General features: G+C 64.0%; 15 protein-coding genes. 5 read left to right on the top strand and 10 right to left on the bottom strand.

The window, feature by feature from the left end:
- Positions 1–187 precede the first annotated feature (187 nt).
- The gene (locus ACO06J_RS18720; protein ID WP_421762228.1) at positions 188–712 is read left to right on the top strand and encodes a hypothetical protein; all 525 of its coding nucleotides are present in this window, start codon (positions 188–190) and stop codon (positions 710–712) included.
- On the opposite strand, the gene ACO06J_RS18715 is transcribed toward ACO06J_RS18720, so the two are convergent.
- The 3 genes from ACO06J_RS18715 to ACO06J_RS18705 all read right to left on the bottom strand — a co-directional run bounded on the left by ACO06J_RS18715 (position 709) and on the right by ACO06J_RS18705 (position 4,538).
- Positions 709–1,824, bottom strand: a complete 1,116-nt coding sequence (locus ACO06J_RS18715) for an NAD(P)-binding domain-containing protein (RefSeq protein ID WP_421762227.1) — start codon at positions 1,822–1,824, stop codon at positions 709–711. The genes ACO06J_RS18720 and ACO06J_RS18715 overlap by 4 nt on opposite strands.
- Positions 1,825–2,965: 1,141 nt before the next feature.
- A complete protein-coding gene (locus ACO06J_RS18710) occupies positions 2,966–3,148 on the bottom strand; it encodes a hypothetical protein (RefSeq protein WP_421762226.1) in 183 nt (60 codons plus the stop codon).
- Positions 3,149–3,242: 94 nt separating this feature from the next.
- Positions 3,243–4,538, bottom strand: coding sequence for an O-acetylhomoserine aminocarboxypropyltransferase/cysteine synthase family protein (locus ACO06J_RS18705; protein ID WP_421762225.1), 1,296 nt, complete (start codon positions 4,536–4,538; stop codon positions 3,243–3,245).
- Between the two features lie 225 nt (positions 4,539–4,763).
- Here ACO06J_RS18705 and ACO06J_RS18700 point away from each other — a divergent pair, with 225 nt between their 5' ends.
- The gene (locus ACO06J_RS18700; protein WP_421762224.1) at positions 4,764–5,672 is read left to right on the top strand and encodes an ROK family protein; all 909 of its coding nucleotides are present in this window, start codon (positions 4,764–4,766) and stop codon (positions 5,670–5,672) included.
- Complete coding sequence (locus ACO06J_RS18695; protein ID WP_421762223.1) at positions 5,669–6,391, top strand: copper homeostasis protein CutC; 723 nt, start codon at positions 5,669–5,671, stop codon at positions 6,389–6,391. Before ACO06J_RS18700 ends, ACO06J_RS18695 begins: the two co-directional genes overlap by 4 nt.
- Positions 6,392–6,436: 45 nt before the next feature.
- Here the strand turns inward: ACO06J_RS18695 and ACO06J_RS18690 are convergent, their stop codons facing one another.
- From ACO06J_RS18690 to ACO06J_RS18670, 5 genes are all read right to left on the bottom strand, one after another.
- Positions 6,437–8,341: a methyl-accepting chemotaxis protein gene (locus ACO06J_RS18690; RefSeq protein ID WP_421762222.1), complete on the bottom strand. Its 1,905-nt coding sequence runs from the start codon at positions 8,339–8,341 to the stop codon at positions 6,437–6,439.
- Positions 8,342–8,485: 144 nt separating this feature from the next.
- Positions 8,486–9,871, bottom strand: a complete 1,386-nt coding sequence (gene hydA / locus ACO06J_RS18685) for a dihydropyrimidinase (RefSeq protein ID WP_421762221.1) — start codon at positions 9,869–9,871, stop codon at positions 8,486–8,488.
- A 124-nt stretch (positions 9,872–9,995) separates the two neighbouring features.
- Positions 9,996–10,985 (bottom strand): TerC family protein, encoded by a 990-nt coding sequence (locus tag ACO06J_RS18680; protein WP_421762220.1) that lies wholly within the window; start codon positions 10,983–10,985, stop codon positions 9,996–9,998.
- Positions 10,986–11,028: 43 nt separating this feature from the next.
- Positions 11,029–11,514: a TerB family tellurite resistance protein gene (locus ACO06J_RS18675; protein ID WP_421762219.1), complete on the bottom strand. Its 486-nt coding sequence runs from the start codon at positions 11,512–11,514 to the stop codon at positions 11,029–11,031.
- Positions 11,515–11,765: 251 nt separating this feature from the next.
- A complete protein-coding gene (locus ACO06J_RS18670) occupies positions 11,766–12,452 on the bottom strand; it encodes an RraA family protein (RefSeq protein WP_421762218.1) in 687 nt (228 codons plus the stop codon).
- Between the two features lie 206 nt (positions 12,453–12,658).
- Here ACO06J_RS18670 and ACO06J_RS18665 point away from each other — a divergent pair, with 206 nt between their 5' ends.
- Positions 12,659–13,681 carry an LLM class flavin-dependent oxidoreductase gene (locus tag ACO06J_RS18665; protein ID WP_421762217.1) on the top strand — a complete coding sequence of 341 codons (1,023 nt, stop codon included), beginning with the start codon at positions 12,659–12,661 and terminating at the stop codon, positions 13,679–13,681.
- Between the two features lie 52 nt (positions 13,682–13,733).
- Here ACO06J_RS18665 and ACO06J_RS18660 read toward each other — a convergent pair whose 3' ends face one another.
- A complete protein-coding gene (locus ACO06J_RS18660; protein WP_421762216.1) occupies positions 13,734–14,456 on the bottom strand; it encodes an SDR family oxidoreductase in 723 nt (240 codons plus the stop codon).
- A gap of 98 nt (positions 14,457–14,554) precedes the next feature.
- On the opposite strand from ACO06J_RS18660, the gene ACO06J_RS18655 reads away from it, so the two are divergent.
- Positions 14,555–15,448, top strand: a complete 894-nt coding sequence (locus ACO06J_RS18655) for a LysR substrate-binding domain-containing protein (protein ID WP_421762215.1) — start codon at positions 14,555–14,557, stop codon at positions 15,446–15,448.
- Here the strand turns inward: ACO06J_RS18655 and ACO06J_RS18650 are convergent.
- Complete coding sequence (locus ACO06J_RS18650) at positions 15,445–16,290, bottom strand: SDR family NAD(P)-dependent oxidoreductase (RefSeq protein ID WP_421762214.1); 846 nt, start codon at positions 16,288–16,290, stop codon at positions 15,445–15,447. The two genes, ACO06J_RS18655 and ACO06J_RS18650, sit on opposite strands and share 4 nt — an antisense overlap.
- Between the last annotated feature and the right edge of the window lie 202 nt (positions 16,291–16,492).

The following is a 16,492-nucleotide window of genomic DNA, read 5'->3' as shown; positions in this document are numbered from 1 at the left end:
CGACTGTGCGCTCGGATTTGTGGAGCTCGCTTTGCCTGACATGTCGTTCACGAAATACCTTTCGGTCCGGCAAATGGCCGCTGCGGGCCCACGTGGGGTGCACAGCCTGCCGGTGAGTCGCAGCGCGGACACTGTCAGATTCTGGCAATACTTGAAAAGCATGAAGGCAATCGGTGGAGCGGTGGAAATGACGATGGTTCGGCTTCGTGGCTTGCTTGCAATAGCGGCACTTGCGCTGTTCGGGCTTACCGCCGCACCGGTGCAGGCAGGGCAAGCCGAGCTTGAGCTTTTGAGCTCATATGTCGGCAACTGGAGCGGCGCCGGCGTCATGGTCGGCGGCGAGGCCCCCGAGGCGTTCAAATGCAGGATGACCGTGGCCAAGGGCAACCAGGCCAAGATCAACTATTCCGGTCGCTGCAGCCTCGTGAACATGAACCTGTCGGTCAGCGGCACCATTGGCTTTGATGACGCCATCAAGCGCTACCAGGCCGCCATGAGCTCGAACGCCGGCTATACCGGCCTCGCCATCGGCAAGATCGACGGCGACCAGATCGCCTTCAACCTCAGCGAAAAGCAAACTGACCGTGGCGGCAACGTTGTGCGCATCGGCTCCAAGATCCTGCTGGTCAACGACAAGATCACCGTCGACTTCGAGATCGAGTTCAACAATTCGGGCCAGGTGCTGACCGCCTCGGTGCCGTTCTCGCGCTAACCTCGGTCGAGCTTCAGGAACTGAAGCAACTCCCGCGCCGCGGCCTCTCCGGCGCGATTGGCGCCGATCGTCGACGCAGAGGGGCCATAGCCCACAAGGTGCACCCGCGGGTCTTTCGCAACCTGCGTTGCCAATCGCCCCGTCATGATGATGCCGCCGCTCGGCTCCCTGAGATCGAGCGGAGCGAGGTGATCGAGTGAACTGCGAAATCCGGTGCACCAGAGGATCACATCGACCCTGAGCGTCGTACCATCGGCCCAGCGCACCCCCTCGGGCGTGATCTCGCTGAACATCTCCCGCCGGTTGAGCGCCCCGCGATCCCGCATCGCCGCTATGGCGGGCGTCATTGGCAGGCCGGTGACAGAGACCACCGAGCGCGGTGGCAGTCCCTGCCGCACCCGGTCTTCGACCAGCTTGACCGCTGCGCGACCCGCTTCCTGGTCGAAGGGCCCCTCCCGGAACTCCGGCGGCCGGCGGGTCACCCAGGTGGTCCGCGTCACCCGCGAAATCTCGTCGAGCAACTGGATGGCGGAGATACCGCCGCCGACGACCAGCACATGCTTGCCGGCGAAGGCTTGAGCCGTACGGTAGTCTCGCGTGTGCAACTGCTGGCCAAGAAAGCTCCCGGCACCGGGATAGTCGGGGATGTTTGGCGTCTCCCACGTACCGGTTGCGTTGATCAGCCCGCGCGCTGAAAAGTTGCCGCGGTTCGTTTCTACCCGGAGCCGTTCACCCCGCGAGGTGACGAGTTTGACCACCATGGGCCGAAGAACCGGCAGCGCGAAGCGTTGCTCATAGGCGGCGAAATAGCGGGGCACAGCTTCCGCCGCACGGACCTGAGTGGCGCTGGTATCCACCGCTTGCGCAAAAGCCATGCCCGGAAGGTCGTGGATGCGGTTGACCGTGCTGAGTGTCAGTGACGGCCAGCGAAACTGCCAGGCGCCGCCAGCCTGCGGAGATTGGTCGAGAACCACAAACCCGGTGGGACCGGATAGCCCCATCCGCTGCAGGTGATAGGCCGAAGAGAGCCCCGCCTGCCCTGCCCCGATGACCACGACATCGACTTTCACCGCGACCTGCGCCGAGGGGGCCGCCAGAAGGGGCTCAGCCACGCGCCATTGTCCTCGCGATCAGGTGAATGCGCGGTCTCACTTGGATTTGTCCGACTGTGCCGCGCCTGGCAGCTCAGCCGCCCCAAACGCCTGGGCGAACAGGTCCTCAACGCTTATGTCGCGACGGACGGAAGGAGCCGGTGGTGCTGTCGGCGTGACTGGGGCCACAGGAACCACAGCATCCGACGCAACGCTTTCAGCCGCCTCAGCAACTGGCGCAGAGGCAGGGGCAGGAGCGGGAGCGGCTTCGACAGGCACTGACGGCGGCAAGGCAACCGGGGCCACAGCAACCGGAGGCGGAACGGGTGCGGGGCGGGCGGCCCCGACGGGCGCCGCAACACGCGATGGAGTTGGCCGCATGGGCGCCGGCTTGAAACGCACTGGGTTCGATGGAGGCGGTGGGGGCGGCGTAGGCTGAGGGGCCACGGCCGGGCTCGGCTCGAACCGGACGAGCGGCTGCTCGGGCTCGACAGGTTCAGCTCTGGGTGGCTCAACCGTGATTGGCTCGGGGTGGACCGGCTCAACTTTGGGCAAGTCGGCCTCTGGAGCAGAAGGCGGCGCGCTCAGCGCCGGTGCTGATTGCTCAGCGGCCGGAGGCGCTGGCTCGGTCGGCGTGGGCTGAACCTCGACAGGTGCAGGCGCATCAACGCTGGGCGGCTCAACCTTTGTTGCCTCAAGGCCTGGTGCCTCGAATGTCGGTGGCTCGATCTTTGGCGGCTCGATCTTTGGTGGCTCGGTCCTCGGACCTCTTGCGGGCTGTTCCGGCGCCTGGAACTGCGGTCGTGGCGTGCGGATCGGCTCCACGCGTACCGGCGCCGACTTTGCCTCCGGGCTCGCCACATCCTCTACAATCGGCTCAAGCGTGCGCATCACCACCGCACGCGCGGGGACTGGCCGCGATGTTACCCTCGCGGGCTCCGGCACCGTCTCTCGCGGCGCAACCTGTCTCAGAATGGACGAACGTCTGATCTGGCGGCGATCGAACATCGCGACGGCGACAAGGATCAGCATGCAAAGCGCAATGCCCAGTGCCAGGCCGACCAGCAGCCAAATCAACGCATCGCCGAACATCTACCCGTCCCTAACCTGCCATCCGATCATGCCCGCTGGGCAATACCATCGCAACCGATGCCATGCCGCATCAGCCGGTCAAACGGCCGCGCAGCTCGTCCAGTTCCTGGATACACCAGTCGATTTCCGATTTGATGGCACGGCGGTCTTTGAGCGTCAGGGCCGTCTTGCTGCCGGCCTTGTCGAGCCGGATCGCGGCGCTCAGTTGCTCCACGTCGCGCTTCAATCGTGCCACTTCGCTCACCGCCAGCATATCATTCCCCGAGCTGTTCGAGGCCGGGTCTAGCATTGGAGGACAAGGATGGGAACGGATTCGGGCGCCGAACTGGCCGGCGCCCGATCACGTGTTATTTCGCCTTGTTCAGCGCCTGATCGAGATCGGCGAGGATATCGTCGATATACTCGATGCCGATCGAGAGCCGCACATAGCCTGGTGTGACACCGGCGCTGAGCTGCTCGTCAGGAGAAAGCTGCGAGTGCGTGGTGGTCGCCGGGTGGATCGCCAGCGTCCGCGCGTCGCCGATATTGGCGGCGTGGTAGATCAACTGCAGCGCATCGATAAACCGCGCCCCGGCTTCACGGCCACCGGCGAGCTCGAACCCGATCAGGGCGCCCTTGCCACGCGTCAGGTACTTGTCGGCGGTTGCCTTCTGCCGCCCGGTATGGAGCGTGGGGTGGTTGACCGAAACAATCTCTGGCCGCTTGCTGAGCCAGGCCGCAACCTTGGCGGCGTTTTCGAAATGCCGGTCGACACGCAGTGCCAGCGTTTCAATGCCCTGGATGGTGAGGAACGCATTGAACGGCGAGAGCGCCGCGCCATGGGTGCGGAGCAGCGTGGTGCGGGCCTTGAGGATATAAGCAATGGGACCGAGCGGCTTCGCCGCTTCGACCCAGACGGCGCCATGGTATGCGGGATCGGGCTTGTTCAGGAGCGGCTGGCGCTCGGGGAACGCTGCCCAATCGAAATTGCCGCCGTCAACGATGAGGCCACCGATCGAAGTGCCGTGGCCGCCAAGATATTTGGTGGAGGAGTAAACCACCACTGCGGCGCCGTGCTCGAACGGCCGGGCGGTCAACGGGGCCGCCGTGTTGTCGACGATCAGCGGGATGCCAAAGCTCTTGCCGATCGCGGCGATTTCGCCGATCTGCAGCACGGCCAGCTTGGGGTTGGGCAGCGTCTCGGCATAATAGGCGCGGGTCTTGTCGTCGGTGGCGCGGCGGAAGTTCTCGGGATCGGCCGGATCCACGAACCGCACCTCGATGCCCGCTTCGCGGAAGGTGTTCTTGAAGAGGTTATACGAGCCGCCATAGAGGTCGGTCGAAGCAACGATATTGTCGCCGTTGACGGCGAGATTCTGCACCGAATAGGCCGTTGCCGACTGGCCGGAAGCCACTGCGAGCGCAGCAACGCCGCCCTCTATCGCCGCGACGCGCTTTTCGAGCACATCGGTCGTCGGGTTGCCGAGGCGGGTGTAGATATTGCCCAGTTCCTTCAGCCCGAAGAGGTTTGCCGCGTGCTCGCTATCGTTGAACTGGAACGAGGTGGTCTGGTAGATCGGCACCGCTACCGAGCCCGTTGCCGGATCGCTGCGCCAGCCGGCGTGCAGCGCCTGGGTCTCGGGGTACTTTGAATTAACGCCCATTATTTGGGTCCTCCGCTACTTTAAGGGGCACACTCTAGGGGCATCGGCGGGCGTTCGCGAGGGCTTTGGTGCTAAACTCCAGCGGGATCGACGAATGCTTGTCCCGGCAAGCAGCGGACGGCGCAAAGCTTTTTGCGGGGCGCCCGAGCGCTGGGCGAATGGCTCGCCAGCTTGCCAATGGCGCCGAATTCAGCGAGCACGGAGCATTGCAGCAAGAGTGTTGGCATGACGATCACCTGTTTTGATATCGGCGGTTCCGCCATCAAGGGCGCAGTCGCCGCAGACCCTGCCGCACTCACCAATCTGGGCCGGGTCGACACCCCGCTCGACGATTTCGCTGCCTTCATCGCCGCCATCGCCGGGATGCTGGCAGTGGGCGCCGCCGATGCCGCGTCCGCAGTGGCGATCTCGATCACCGGTGTCGTCGATCCCGACACCGGGATCATCAAGTGCGCGAACATCCCCTGTATCGATGGCCGCACGCTGGGTGCAGATCTCTCCGCTTCCTTGCGCCGCAAGGTGCTGATCGCCAATGACGCCGATTGCTTCGCGCTGGCCGAGGCCGTCGCCGGGGCCGGGCGCGGCCACCGCATCGTCTTTGGCGCCATTCTGGGCACCGGCGTTGGCGGCGGCATCGTGATCGACGGGCGCATTCTCGAAGGCACCGCCGGCATCGCGGGCGAATGGGGGCATGGCCCGGCGGCCGCCACCAGCGCGGGCGACCCACCGATCGCCATTCCGCGCTTTGCCTGCGGCTGCGGCCAGGTCGGATGTGTCGATACCATCGGCGGCGCACGTGGCATGGAGCGGCTGCACCTGCACCTCCACGGTGAAACGCTGCGCAGCACCACCATCGTCGCCAACTGGCTGGCGGGCGACGCGGCGGCCAAACGCACCATCGAGTGCCTTGTCGATCTCCTCGCGAGCCCCTTGGCGCTGACCGTCAACATTGTCGGCGCCGGGATCGTGCCGGTGGGCGGCGGGCTGGCGCGCGTACCGGAGCTGATCGCCCGCCTCGACACCGAAGTGCGCAGACGCATCCTGCGGCGCACCGACCGTCCGCTTGTGGTGCCCGGAACGCTCACAGTCGAACCGGGTCTCATCGGCGCCGCCATCCTGGGGCTCTCCGCATGACCGCGCGGGTGATCGAAATCTGCGTGGCCGACGCGGCAAGCCTCAGCGCTGCCATCGTCGGCGGGGCCGACCGGATCGAGCTCTGCTCGGCACTGGAAATGGGCGGACTGACGCCGTCGCCCGGGCTGATGCGCATCGCCGCCAGGGCGCCGATCCCGGTCTACGCCATGGTGCGGCCGCGCAGTGGCGACTTTGTCTTTGGTGCGGGCGATTTCGATGTGATGCGGGCCGAGATTGACGCAGTGCGCGCGGCGGGGCTGGCCGGAGTGGTGCTGGGGGCATCGCAGGTCAACGGTGAACTCGACGCGGAGATGCTGGCCCACCTCGTCGCCCATGCCGATGGGCTCGGCGTCGCGCTCCATCGCGCAATCGACCTCGTCCCTGACATTACCGACGCCGTGAACATTGCGGTAGAACTCGGCTTTCAGCGCATCCTCACCTCAGGCGGCGCGGAGACGGCGCTGGCGGGAGTCGCGGGCATCGCCACCGCGCTCGCCGCTGCGCGGGGCCGGATCGTGATCATGGCCGGCTCGGGCATCACGCCAGCAGCCCTCGGTGCCCTGCTCGAGCAACTGCCGCTGACCGAGGTGCATGGCGCCGCCGCCCTGCCGCAGCCGACCGAGGGCGCCGACGCGGTACGGCTCGGCTTTGCCGCTGCCTCCCGCCGGGTGACGGACGCGGAAACGGTGGCGGCGCTGAAGCGGATACTCCAGAGATAGAAGGAGCGGTGGCAACCTTACGGCTGCCGCCGCTCTGGATCGCAATCAAGCAGCCAAGCGTCGCGACAGCCCGGCGGAATTTGCCAGCGTGAACGATGCAACGACCTTGTCGAGATCCTTGGCCTGCCGCTCGGTCTGCTCGATGGCAGCGTTGGTTTCCTGCACCAGCGAGGCATTGTGCTGGGTCATCTCGTCCATAGTGCGAACGGCCGTGCTCACTTCGGCAATGGCCCCGGCCTGGGCCCGGCTGTCCCGCGCAATTTCGGTCAGTGAGGCGGCGCTTTGGCGAATGCCATCGAGGACCAGGGCAAGTTTGCTGGCCGCGTCCGATGCCAGGCGGGAGCCGCCGCTGACTTCGACAGCGCTCTGTTCGATCAGCGCCTTCACCTCACTTGAGGCCTGGGCAGCCGACTGGGCGAGACGACGCACTTCCACCGCCACCACTGCAAAGCCCTTGCCAGCGTCGCCCGCTCGCGCCGCTTCCACGGACGCATTGAGCGCCAGGAGATTGGTCTGGAAGGCGATATCGTCGATCAGCCCAATGATGTTGGAGATCTTGGCGGACGATTGGGTGATGCGTGCCATAGCCTCTGTGGTCTCCTCCATCACAGCGCCGCTCTGTTCTGCCATCACCCGCACCGCATCAGCCTTGTTGACCGCCGTCTCGGCCTTGGCGGCACTTTGCATGACGGTGCTGGAGAGTTGCTCCACTGCCGCCGACGTCTGCTCAATCGTGGCTGCCTGCCGCGTCGTGCGATCCGACAGGTCATTGGCGCCCGAGAGGATTTCGCCCGTTGCCATGCGCAGCGCCCCAGAAGTTTCCTGCAAGGTCCCGACGATATGGGTCAGCCGTTCGGCCACCGCGTTGGTGTCGTCCTTGAGCTGCTTGAACGCCCCAAAGAACTCTCCCTCGACGCGCAAGCGCAGATCAAACGACGCGAGCGCATTGAGGACAGCGCCGGCACTGGAGACACCCCGATCAACAGTCGATACGAGATTGTTGACGCCGGCAGCGAGACTGTTGAGTGCTTCGTCAGCAAAACTAGCGGTAACGCGTTTGCTGAAATCACCGAGGATGGCCGCATCGACAACCCCGCCAAAATCCGTGCGGAGCTGAGCCATCATTGCGGACCGTTCGGCATTTCCCCGCGCTGTCGCAAGCAATTCGGCATCCGTGAGCGACTTCACCTGGCGGCCAGCATCGCGGAAGACCTGCACCGCATCGGCCATCTTGCCGATCTCGTCTTTGCGCCCGATGGAGGGAATGGCAACGTCACCACCGGCTGCGATGCTGCGCATTGCGGTTTCCATCCGCTGCAGGGGACCGACCACGCCACCGAGCAGTACAAATCCCACGTAGCCGAGGATCATCGCACTGGCTGCTGCAATTGCGATCAACGCCCAGTTTGCGAGACTGGCAAAAGATTGCGCTTCCACGTTGTCAGCATCGGCGACGCCGATCTGGATTTCTGCCAGTTGGTCAAACTGCGAGGCAATCGACTCCATGACTTCACCGAGTTCGGTCTTGGTAAATTCCGCAAGACCAGGCAAATCCCCCGCGTCGAGAAGCGCTTGCAGCTTGTCGACTGCCGGCTGCGCGGCGACCATGCGTTCATTGGCCGTCGATACCAGCTTGGCCGCCTCGGGGCCAAAGTTGGAAGCCTGATAGGAGGCCCAGTCAGCGGCGATCTGCGCAAGCGACTCGACCGCCGAGGCCTTGCCATCGGCAAAACTGAGTTCACCCAGAACCACGCCCTGGGTATCCCGCACAATGTTGGAATACATGTCGTTGATACGGGTCAGGTCACCAAGCCCGGCGACACCGTCCGCAACGATCACCGAGGTTCGCTGGCTGGTAAGATTAAGCGCGAAAAGCCCGCTGGCGGCGAGCGCCGACAAGGCGAGCACGAGCACCCCCAAGCAGAGGGTGAGTTTAACTTTGATTGACATGATGAGGCCAAGCCCTGATTACATTCCCGCCCGGACGGTAGTCATGTAATCGTTATCATGGCGTGTACGTAATTCTACACAAGGGCCGATATTTCGGCCTCGGACATCCTGAGGGTAGACTTATTCTATTTGAGTTGGCGGCACTTAGCGCGCCCTGAGCATTTCGCGTCCGCCCTTGACCGGCGCGATCTGCCCATCGGTCATCACCGTCTCGCCCCGCAGCATGGTGCGCACCGGCCAGCCGGTGACGGCCAGCCCTTCGTAAGGCGTGTAGTCGCAGCCATCCTGCAGCAGGGAATGGGTGATCGTCACCTCGCGGCCCGCATCCCACAGCACCAGATCGGCGTCGCTGCCGACGGCGATCGTGCCTTTTTGCGGATAGAGCCCGTAGCGCTTGGCGTGATTGGTCGAGGTCAACGCCACGAAGCGGTTGAGGTCGATGCGGCCCTTCACCACGCCTTCGGAAAACAGGATCGGCATTCGGGTGGCGATGCCCGGGATGCCATTCGGCACGTAGCGGAAGCTCTGCTTGCCTTTGGGCGCGAGTTTCCCTGCCTCGTCCTCGTAGCGGTAGGGGCAGTGATCCGACGAAAACACTTCGAACACCCCCTGCTGCAGGCCTTCCCAGCAGGCGGCCTGGCTGTCGCTGTCGCGCGGCGGTGGGCTGCAGACATACTTGGCACCCTCCATGCCGGCGCGGTCCATGTCCTTTTCGGTCAGCACCAGATATTGCGGGCAGGTCTCGCCATAGATCTTCTGCCCGCGCTGCTGCGCCCGGCGGATTTCCTCCATCGCAGCGCGGTTAGAGACGTGGACGATCATCGCTTCGGTATCGACGATTTCGGCAAAACTGATCGCCCGGTGCGTCGCCTCGCGCTCGACCGGGATGGGGCGGGACGGGCCGTGAAAGAACGGTGCGGTCTTGCCGTCTCGCTCCAGCCGCTCGGTGAGAAAGCGGATGGCGTCATAGCCTTCGGCATGGACCATCACCAGCGCGCCATGCTGGCGGGCAACGTCTAGAACCTCGAGGATTTCGCGGTCGGCGAGCTTCATGTCGTCATAGGTCATGAAGATCTTTACCGAGGTGTAGCCCTCGGCGATCAGCGCCGGCAGTTCCTGGCCCAGCACCTGCGGCGTCGGGTCGGTGATGATCAGGTGATGCGCGATATCGGTGTAGCACTTGCCATCGGCTTTCGCCTGATAGGCCGCGAGCGCCTCGCGCAGGGACTGGCCCTTCTGCTGCAGGCAGAACGGCAGAACCATGGTGTTGCCGCCAATAGCCGCCGAGCGCGTGCCGCTCTCGAACCCATCGGCCATCACGATCCCCGGCGCACCCGCCTGATCAAGATGCACGTGGCTATCGATGCCGCCGGGCATGACGAGGAGGCCAGTGGCGTCGATGATCTCGTCAGCCGCGCCGAGGTCATCGCCCAGTGCCGAAATCCGGCCATTGGAAATCCCGATATCGGCGCGGAACGTGTCGGCGGCGGTAACGACCGTGCCGCCACGGATGATGGTATCGAACTGCACGCCCTGCACTCCCAAGCGAAACTCAGTGGAACAAAGCTAGCAGCCGATCGGCCCTTGGCCAACCAGCCAATCCCGCATGACCGGCGCGCATTTGGAAAGGTGCGGCCAAAGCCGCCCCCAGCCATCAGACATGTGTGGTGGCCGGCGGCAGCGTGCCGCGTGTCCGCCACAGCGAGTACCCCACGCCGGCCCCGAGGATCACAAAGGTGATGCCCAGCGACCATTCGGCGGGGAACTTCTCCCAACCCAGGAGGTCTGCCACCACGATCTTCGACCCGATGAACACCAGCAGAACCGCCAGGGCCTGCTTAAGGTAAGCGAAGCGATGAAGGATCGCGGCCAGCGCAAAGTAGAGCGCCCTGAGCCCCAGGATGGCAAAGATGTTCGAGGTGTAGACGAGGTAGGGGTCGGTGGTGATGGCGAATATTGCCGGCACCGAATCCACCGCAAAGATGACGTCGGCGATCTCGATCATCACCAGCGCCAAAAACAGCGGCGTCATGAAGCGCACGATCTTGCCGGTCTTGCCGTCGGGCTGCCGCACAAAGAAACGGTCGTCATGCAGCGCCTCGGTGACCCGGAAGCGCTTGCGCATGAACTTGAGCAGCGGGTTGGCCGAGAGGTCGGTTTCCTTGTCGCTGGTCATCAGCATCTTGATGCCGGTGAACACCAGGAACGCCGCGAACAGGTACATCACCCAGCTGAACTCGGTGACCAGCGCCGCACCGAACCCGATCATGATCGCACGGAGTACGATGACCCCGAGTATGCCCCAGAAAAGTACCCGGTGCTGGTACTGCCGGGGGATGGCGAGATAGCCAAAGATCATCGCGATGACGAACACATTGTCCATCGCGAGGCTCTTTTCGACCACGAACCCGGTCAGATATTCGAGCCCCGATTGCGCCCCGAGGCTGAACCAGATGAAGCCACCAAAGGCGAGGCCGAGGGTGATATAAAAGCCGGAGAGCCCGAGGCTTTCCCGCACCCCGATCTCATGGCCATCCCGGTGGAGAATGCCGAGGTCGAACGCCAGCAGCACGACGACCAGGGTAAAAAAGCCCAGCCACATCCAGAGCGGCTGGCCCATGACATCGAGGATCAGCATCTCCATCGCGACACCTCCCCTGGCGTGTCACGACGGTCTGCGATGTCGCTCACGAGACCACCTCGTCTGTCAGCCCCAGGGCAATCTGCACCCGGTTGAGCGCCCCCAGTTCCGCCGGATGAACGAGGCCATCGGCAACGATGACACCCGCACAGGTGGCGCCAATGAACGCTTTCTCCGCTGGCGAAAGGCTCGCAGCGGCCAGCACCGCCAGTGCAGCGGCCTCGGCACCGATCGGATCGTGCTCATAGGCCCTGAGATGGCCCGCTAACTCTGCAGCAAGGTCACTGACCGAAAAGCCCTCGAGCGCCGCACTGGTGGTGAATGCTTCGACCAGCTTCCGCCGCTCGGCGAGGTCTAGCCCGCCATCGGCATGGGCAATCACCATGCTGGCGGCAACAAGCACCTGCAACAGGTCATCGCCGGTCGCGGCGTCCGCTGCTTCGCGTAGCTCTCGGCCGCTCAGGGCGTGGCGGCGGCGCAGGATTTCGGCACGTGAAAAGATGTCGTCCTGGGCAGGTCTGGATCTTGGCATGGTCTCTCCTCTCATCTGTTGAGCAGAGGGAACACGCGCTGCGTTGAGGAGATCGGGATAGCCGGGCACCGCAACGCAGCGGACAGGCGCCCTCTGCGGAAGTGATCCGACATCGCGATTGGGCACACGCCACAATCGCCAGAGGGGCCCGGCTCACACCAAAGACATTGGCGGCGGAGCGACCGGTTTCAAGGGCGCAGCATGGGCACTATGTCGCGGGGGCGACCCGCCCCCGCTGTGAGCAAATCTGATCAAAGGATGCCGTATTTGGCGAACACATCGCGCAGGTAGTGGCCGGCGCGGAGGTCATCCATCGAGCGGTGTTCGCCATCGACCTTGTCGAAGGCGAACTTCAGCACCTGGGCCTCGATGGCCTGCGGCACCACCACCACGCCGTCGGCGTCGCCAAACACCAGATCGCCTGACGCTACCCGGACCCCGTCACAGATCACCGGCATATCCACCGTGATAATCTGCCCGCGCCCCTTGGAATCGAGCGGCGCAATGCCGACTGAGAACACCGGCAGCTTCAGCGCGCGGATCTCCAGCACATCGCGCACGAACCCATCGGTGACGCACCCGGCCGCGCCGCGCGCATGGGTGGCGGTGGAGAGGAGGCTCCCCCAGGGCGCAATGCGCTGCGAACCGCCGCAGCCGAACACCGCGATATCGCCTGGCTTCAGGTCATCGACCAGCGCGATCTCGAGCTCATAGGGGTTCACCCCTTCGGTCACATAGGGCACCTCCATGTAGGCGCCGGTCCGCGCCCGGCCGCACATCTTGAGCGTATCGTCGAGCGGCCGCATGCGCGGTGACATCGCCTGGCCCGGAGCTCCAGAGGCATCGAGCGCATCGGAGAGCACAGCAGTAAAGAGCCGCTCCCAGCCCTCGGGCAGCGGCGGGTTCTGGCGCGGGGTGAAGCCGGCGGGCAAAGTCATGGAAAGCTCCTCGGGTACAGCTGCGGCATTGATGCCAGCATTGTGGTGGCGTTGTCGCCTGTGCTGCGCCAAATTGGATGCGGTGATAAGCTGGACCTTGGTTGGATCGTGGTGCCCCCGCACCGATAGCATTGTCGCGAGGAGGTGTTGATCCGGGCTCCCGGCTGTGAAAAACCTGCCCGCCGACAGCACCCTCTGAGGCTCACATGAAAAAGATCGGCTTTCTCTCGTTCGGACACTGGACCCCGTCGCCGCAGTCCCAGACCCGATCGGCCTCAGACACCCTTCTGCAATCGATTGAGCTGGCAGAGGCGGCAGAAGAACTTGGTGCTGACGGCGCCTACTACCGCGTGCACCATTTCGCCCAGCAACTCGGCTCGCCCTTCCCCTTGCTGGCGGCCGTTGGCGCGAGAACAAAGAAGATCGAGATCGGCACTGCCGTCATCGATATGCGCTATGAAAACCCGCTCTATATGGCCGAGGACGCCGGCGCTGCCGATCTGATTTCAGGTGGCCGGCTGCAGCTCGGGATCAGCCGCGGCTCACCCGAGCAGGTGATCGAGGGCTACAAGTATTTCGGCTATGTGCCTGCCGAAGGCCAGACCGACGCCGACATGGCGCGTGGGCACACCGAGGTGTTTCTCGACGTGTTGCAGGGGAACGGCTTTGCCAAGCCCAACCCGCGCCCGATGTTTCCCAACCCGCCGGGCCTCTTACGCATCGAGCCGCACTCGCCCGGTCTCCGCGACCGCATCTGGTGGGGGGCTGCGACCACTGCGACGGCCCAGTGGACCGGCAAGCTCGGGTTGAACCTCCAGAGCTCCACCCTCGTGATGGCCGAATCCGATAAGCCCTTCCACATCCAGCAGGCCGAACAGATCGCCGCCTATCGCAAGGCCTTCGCCGAGGCCGGGCATACCCGCACCCCCCGCGTCTCCGTCAGCCGCAGCATTTTTGCGCTGGTCAATGACATGGACCACGCCTATTTCGGCCGCAGCGCCAATGGGCAGGATCATTTCGGCTACATCGAGCCGGGCAAGCAAGCCGTCTTCGGCCGCAGCTACGCCGCTGAACCCGACGTCCTGATCAAGCAACTGGCCGAAGACGAGGCGATCAAGGCCGCGGACACGTTGCTCCTGACAGTCCCCAACCAGCTCGGCGTCGACTACAACGCCCACATCATCGAGGCGATCCTGAAGCACGTCGCGCCAGCACTGGGCTGGCGCTGAGCAAAGCCCGCAGAACACCCGCGGGCTGTAATTTCGCGCTGCGGTATGGCGGCTACATGGTCGCGAACTGGCGCTCGACTGCCTTGTGGTCCGCTTTCCAGCTGTCATAGACGCTGGCCGACATCGCATCGGGAAACACATCCTCGGTGCCGGCTACTAGGCCGGCAACAATCGCCTTGGCGATCGCGGCCGGCGCTGTCTTGGGCATGTCGATGTCTGCAATCATGTCCGTATCGACCGCCCCCGGAAAGACGCCCATCACCTTGATCTGCATCGGCGCAAGGGTTGCCCGCAGCGACTGTGTCATCGACCATGCGGCAGCCTTTGACGCATTGTAGACGGAGAGCCCCGGCATCGATGCAAGGGCAACGAGCGTCAGCATGTTTACCACGACGCCGCCGCCATTTGCGGTGATGACCGGCGCGAACGCCTTGGTCATTTCGAGCGGACCAAAAAAGTTGGTCGCGAAGTTGCGGTCGATCTGCTCGCGGCTCGCCGTGAGAAAGTTCCCGAAATCGAGCACGCCAGCATTGTTGATCAACAGGTTCACGTCGCCCAGCCGGGCTGCGGCACCGGCGATCTGGCCTTTATCATTGACGTCGAGGACCACGCCCTTGACCCGCTCATCGGGTGTGCGGAGACCCTCTGCATCGGTCAGCGAGCGGGCCGTTGCATAGATGCGCTTGGCGCCCGCCGCATGCAGCTCAGCGACCAGCGCACGGCCAATGCCGCGATTGGCGCCGGTAATCAGGGCGGTGACGTTCGAGATATCCATCGGTCTTGCTTCCGTGTTGTGAGGAAGCGGGGTATATTCGTGCACTCCTTTCCGATAAACATCACTCCTGGCACTGTGTTCGTGCCGGAGTTGCATGAATGGACCTCGATCGGCTCGATCTGTTTGCCGAAGTGGCGCGAACCGGCAGCTTTGCAGAAGTGGCACGGCGGCGTGAACTCGACCCGTCCGCTGTCTCGCGGGCGATCAGCCAGCTGGAAACAGAACTGGGCACCCGGCTGCTGCAGCGCACCACGCGCAGCCTGGCGCTCACCGAGGCAGGACAACGCTTCGCCAAACGGGCCGAAGTCCTGCTCGAAGATTTCGAAGCCGCCCGCGCCGAGGCCCTCGAGGCCACCGACATTCCCAAAGGCACCGTGAGGATCACTGCCTCGGTCGGCTTCGCACAGGTCTGCATTGTTCCCCTGTTGGGCGCTTTGCTTGCCCGTCATCCGGGACTGGCCATCGATCTCGTCGCCACCGACGCCAATCTTGACCTCGTGACCGACGGCATCGACCTTGCGATCCGTCTCGCGCCGCGGCCGGCAGGAGACTATGTCGCGGCAAAGCTCCGCAGTACCAGCTATCGGGTCGTCGCCAGCCCGGATTTTGCGAAAATGCATCCCATGACCGAGCCCTCTGACCTCAAATCCAAACCCTGCCTCTGCTTTCCGCTTCCCGGATTTCGGACGCGCTGGACCTTTCGGGACCGTGAGGGTGCGATCTCAGAGGTGCCGGTCACCGGGCCGGTACAGGCGACGACCTCGCTCGCGCTCAGCGAACTGGCCCGCCAGGGTCTAGGAGCCACATTACTGGGCGACTGGCTGGTGGATGAGCATATCGCCAGCGGGGAACTCATCGATCTGTTCCCCACCCACGAGGTAACCGCCACGCAATACGACACGGCCGCCTGGCTGCTTTATCCGAGCCGGCGCTACCTCCCCGCCAAGACCAGAGCAGTGGTCGCCTTCCTGCGCGAAAAACTGGGGAACTAGAGCTTCAGCGGGCGCTGCATGAATTCGGCGAATGCCTGCTTGTGGTCCTTATGCCAGCGTGAAAGCGCCGGCCGATTGGCGATGATGTCCATGGCGTTCCAGTAAATGCGCTTCTCGTCGGTCTCGCGCGGCGTTTCGCCATCGGGACAGAGGATGAAGAACTCGTCGCGCGAGATCGCATCGTCCATGAACACGATCACCTGATCGGGCATCCAGGCGGACGGATGCGGCTGGGCATCGCCGGTGGTGGTCCAGCCGGGGATCAGCAGGTGGGCTGAAATCTGGCAGTCCGGCCGCTCGCGCAGGTCGCGCGCCAGGTTCTGCGTATAGGCATTCACCGCCGCCTTGCTGGTATTGTAGGCTGGGTTGCCGGGCGGGTTGGTGAGGCCCTGCTTCGATCCGGTGTTGACGATCACCGCCGGCCGCCCCGCCTCAAACATGCCCGGCAGGAACGCCTGCACGCCGTTGACCACCCCCATGACATTGACGGCGAACAGGCGCTGCCAGTTGTCATTGGGATCGAGGATACCACCTGCGCCGCCGGAGACGAACGCAGCGGCGTTGTTCATCAGCAGCATCGGGCTGCCCCAGCGTGCCGAAACCCGCGCCGCCAGATCGGACATGGCCGAGAACTCAGCCACATCGACCCGTTCGGCCATGACATTGTCCGCGCCGATTATGGCCGAAAGCCCTGCCGCCGTAGCGGCGAGCTTGTGCGCATTGGCGTCAACGAGCACCACTTTCATCCCGGACCGCGCCGCGCGCAACGCCGCCGCACGCCCGATGCCGCTCGCTCCACCGGTGATGACGGCAACGCCGCCTGAACTGAAACTACCCGCCATGCTCAACACTCCACTTTGATTGGGGTTCTAGCAGACACAAAGTTATGGAGCGAGCCGTCGATAGGATCCGCAGCGGCATGTTGCGAAATCTCGCGAGTTCATTGGAATTGGCAGCAAAATTGAACAAGATCGGCCGACCTTAAAACCTGAAAACGTCTCTATCTATCTGATTTCGCTTCTATCTTTATGGGAAAATCGATTC

Origin of the sequence: Devosia sp., from assembly GCF_965229025.1 — a bacterium.
Lineage (GTDB): Bacteria > Pseudomonadota > Alphaproteobacteria > Rhizobiales > Devosiaceae > Devosia_A.
Note: the sequence above shows the minus strand (reverse complement) of the source record. Positions and strands in the feature narration are given on the sequence as shown.

Excerpts from the sequence above, each read along its gene's own strand:
- ACO06J_RS18680 (WP_421762220.1), bottom strand. The coding sequence starts at position 10,985 with ATGGAGATGCTGATCCTCGATGTCATGGGCCAGCCGCTCTGGATGTGG.
- ACO06J_RS18720 (WP_421762228.1), top strand. The coding sequence starts at position 188 with ATGACGATGGTTCGGCTTCGTGGCTTGCTTGCAATAGCGGCACTTGCG.
- ACO06J_RS18650 (WP_421762214.1), bottom strand. The coding sequence starts at position 16,290 with ATGGCGGGTAGTTTCAGTTCAGGCGGCGTTGCCGTCATCACCGGTGGA.
- ACO06J_RS18710 (WP_421762226.1), bottom strand. The coding sequence starts at position 3,148 with ATGCTGGCGGTGAGCGAAGTGGCACGATTGAAGCGCGACGTGGAGCAA.
- ACO06J_RS18705 (WP_421762225.1), bottom strand. The coding sequence starts at position 4,538 with ATGGGCGTTAATTCAAAGTACCCCGAGACCCAGGCGCTGCACGCCGGC.
- ACO06J_RS18670 (WP_421762218.1), bottom strand. The coding sequence starts at position 12,452 with ATGACTTTGCCCGCCGGCTTCACCCCGCGCCAGAACCCGCCGCTGCCC.
- ACO06J_RS18690 (WP_421762222.1), bottom strand. The coding sequence starts at position 8,341 with ATGTCAATCAAAGTTAAACTCACCCTCTGCTTGGGGGTGCTCGTGCTC.
- ACO06J_RS18665 (WP_421762217.1), top strand. The coding sequence starts at position 12,659 with ATGAAAAAGATCGGCTTTCTCTCGTTCGGACACTGGACCCCGTCGCCG.
- ACO06J_RS18675 (WP_421762219.1), bottom strand. The coding sequence starts at position 11,514 with ATGCCAAGATCCAGACCTGCCCAGGACGACATCTTTTCACGTGCCGAA.
- ACO06J_RS18700 (WP_421762224.1), top strand. The coding sequence starts at position 4,764 with ATGACGATCACCTGTTTTGATATCGGCGGTTCCGCCATCAAGGGCGCA.
- ACO06J_RS18695 (WP_421762223.1), top strand. The coding sequence starts at position 5,669 with ATGACCGCGCGGGTGATCGAAATCTGCGTGGCCGACGCGGCAAGCCTC.
- ACO06J_RS18655 (WP_421762215.1), top strand. The coding sequence starts at position 14,555 with ATGGACCTCGATCGGCTCGATCTGTTTGCCGAAGTGGCGCGAACCGGC.
- ACO06J_RS18660 (WP_421762216.1), bottom strand. The coding sequence starts at position 14,456 with ATGGATATCTCGAACGTCACCGCCCTGATTACCGGCGCCAATCGCGGC.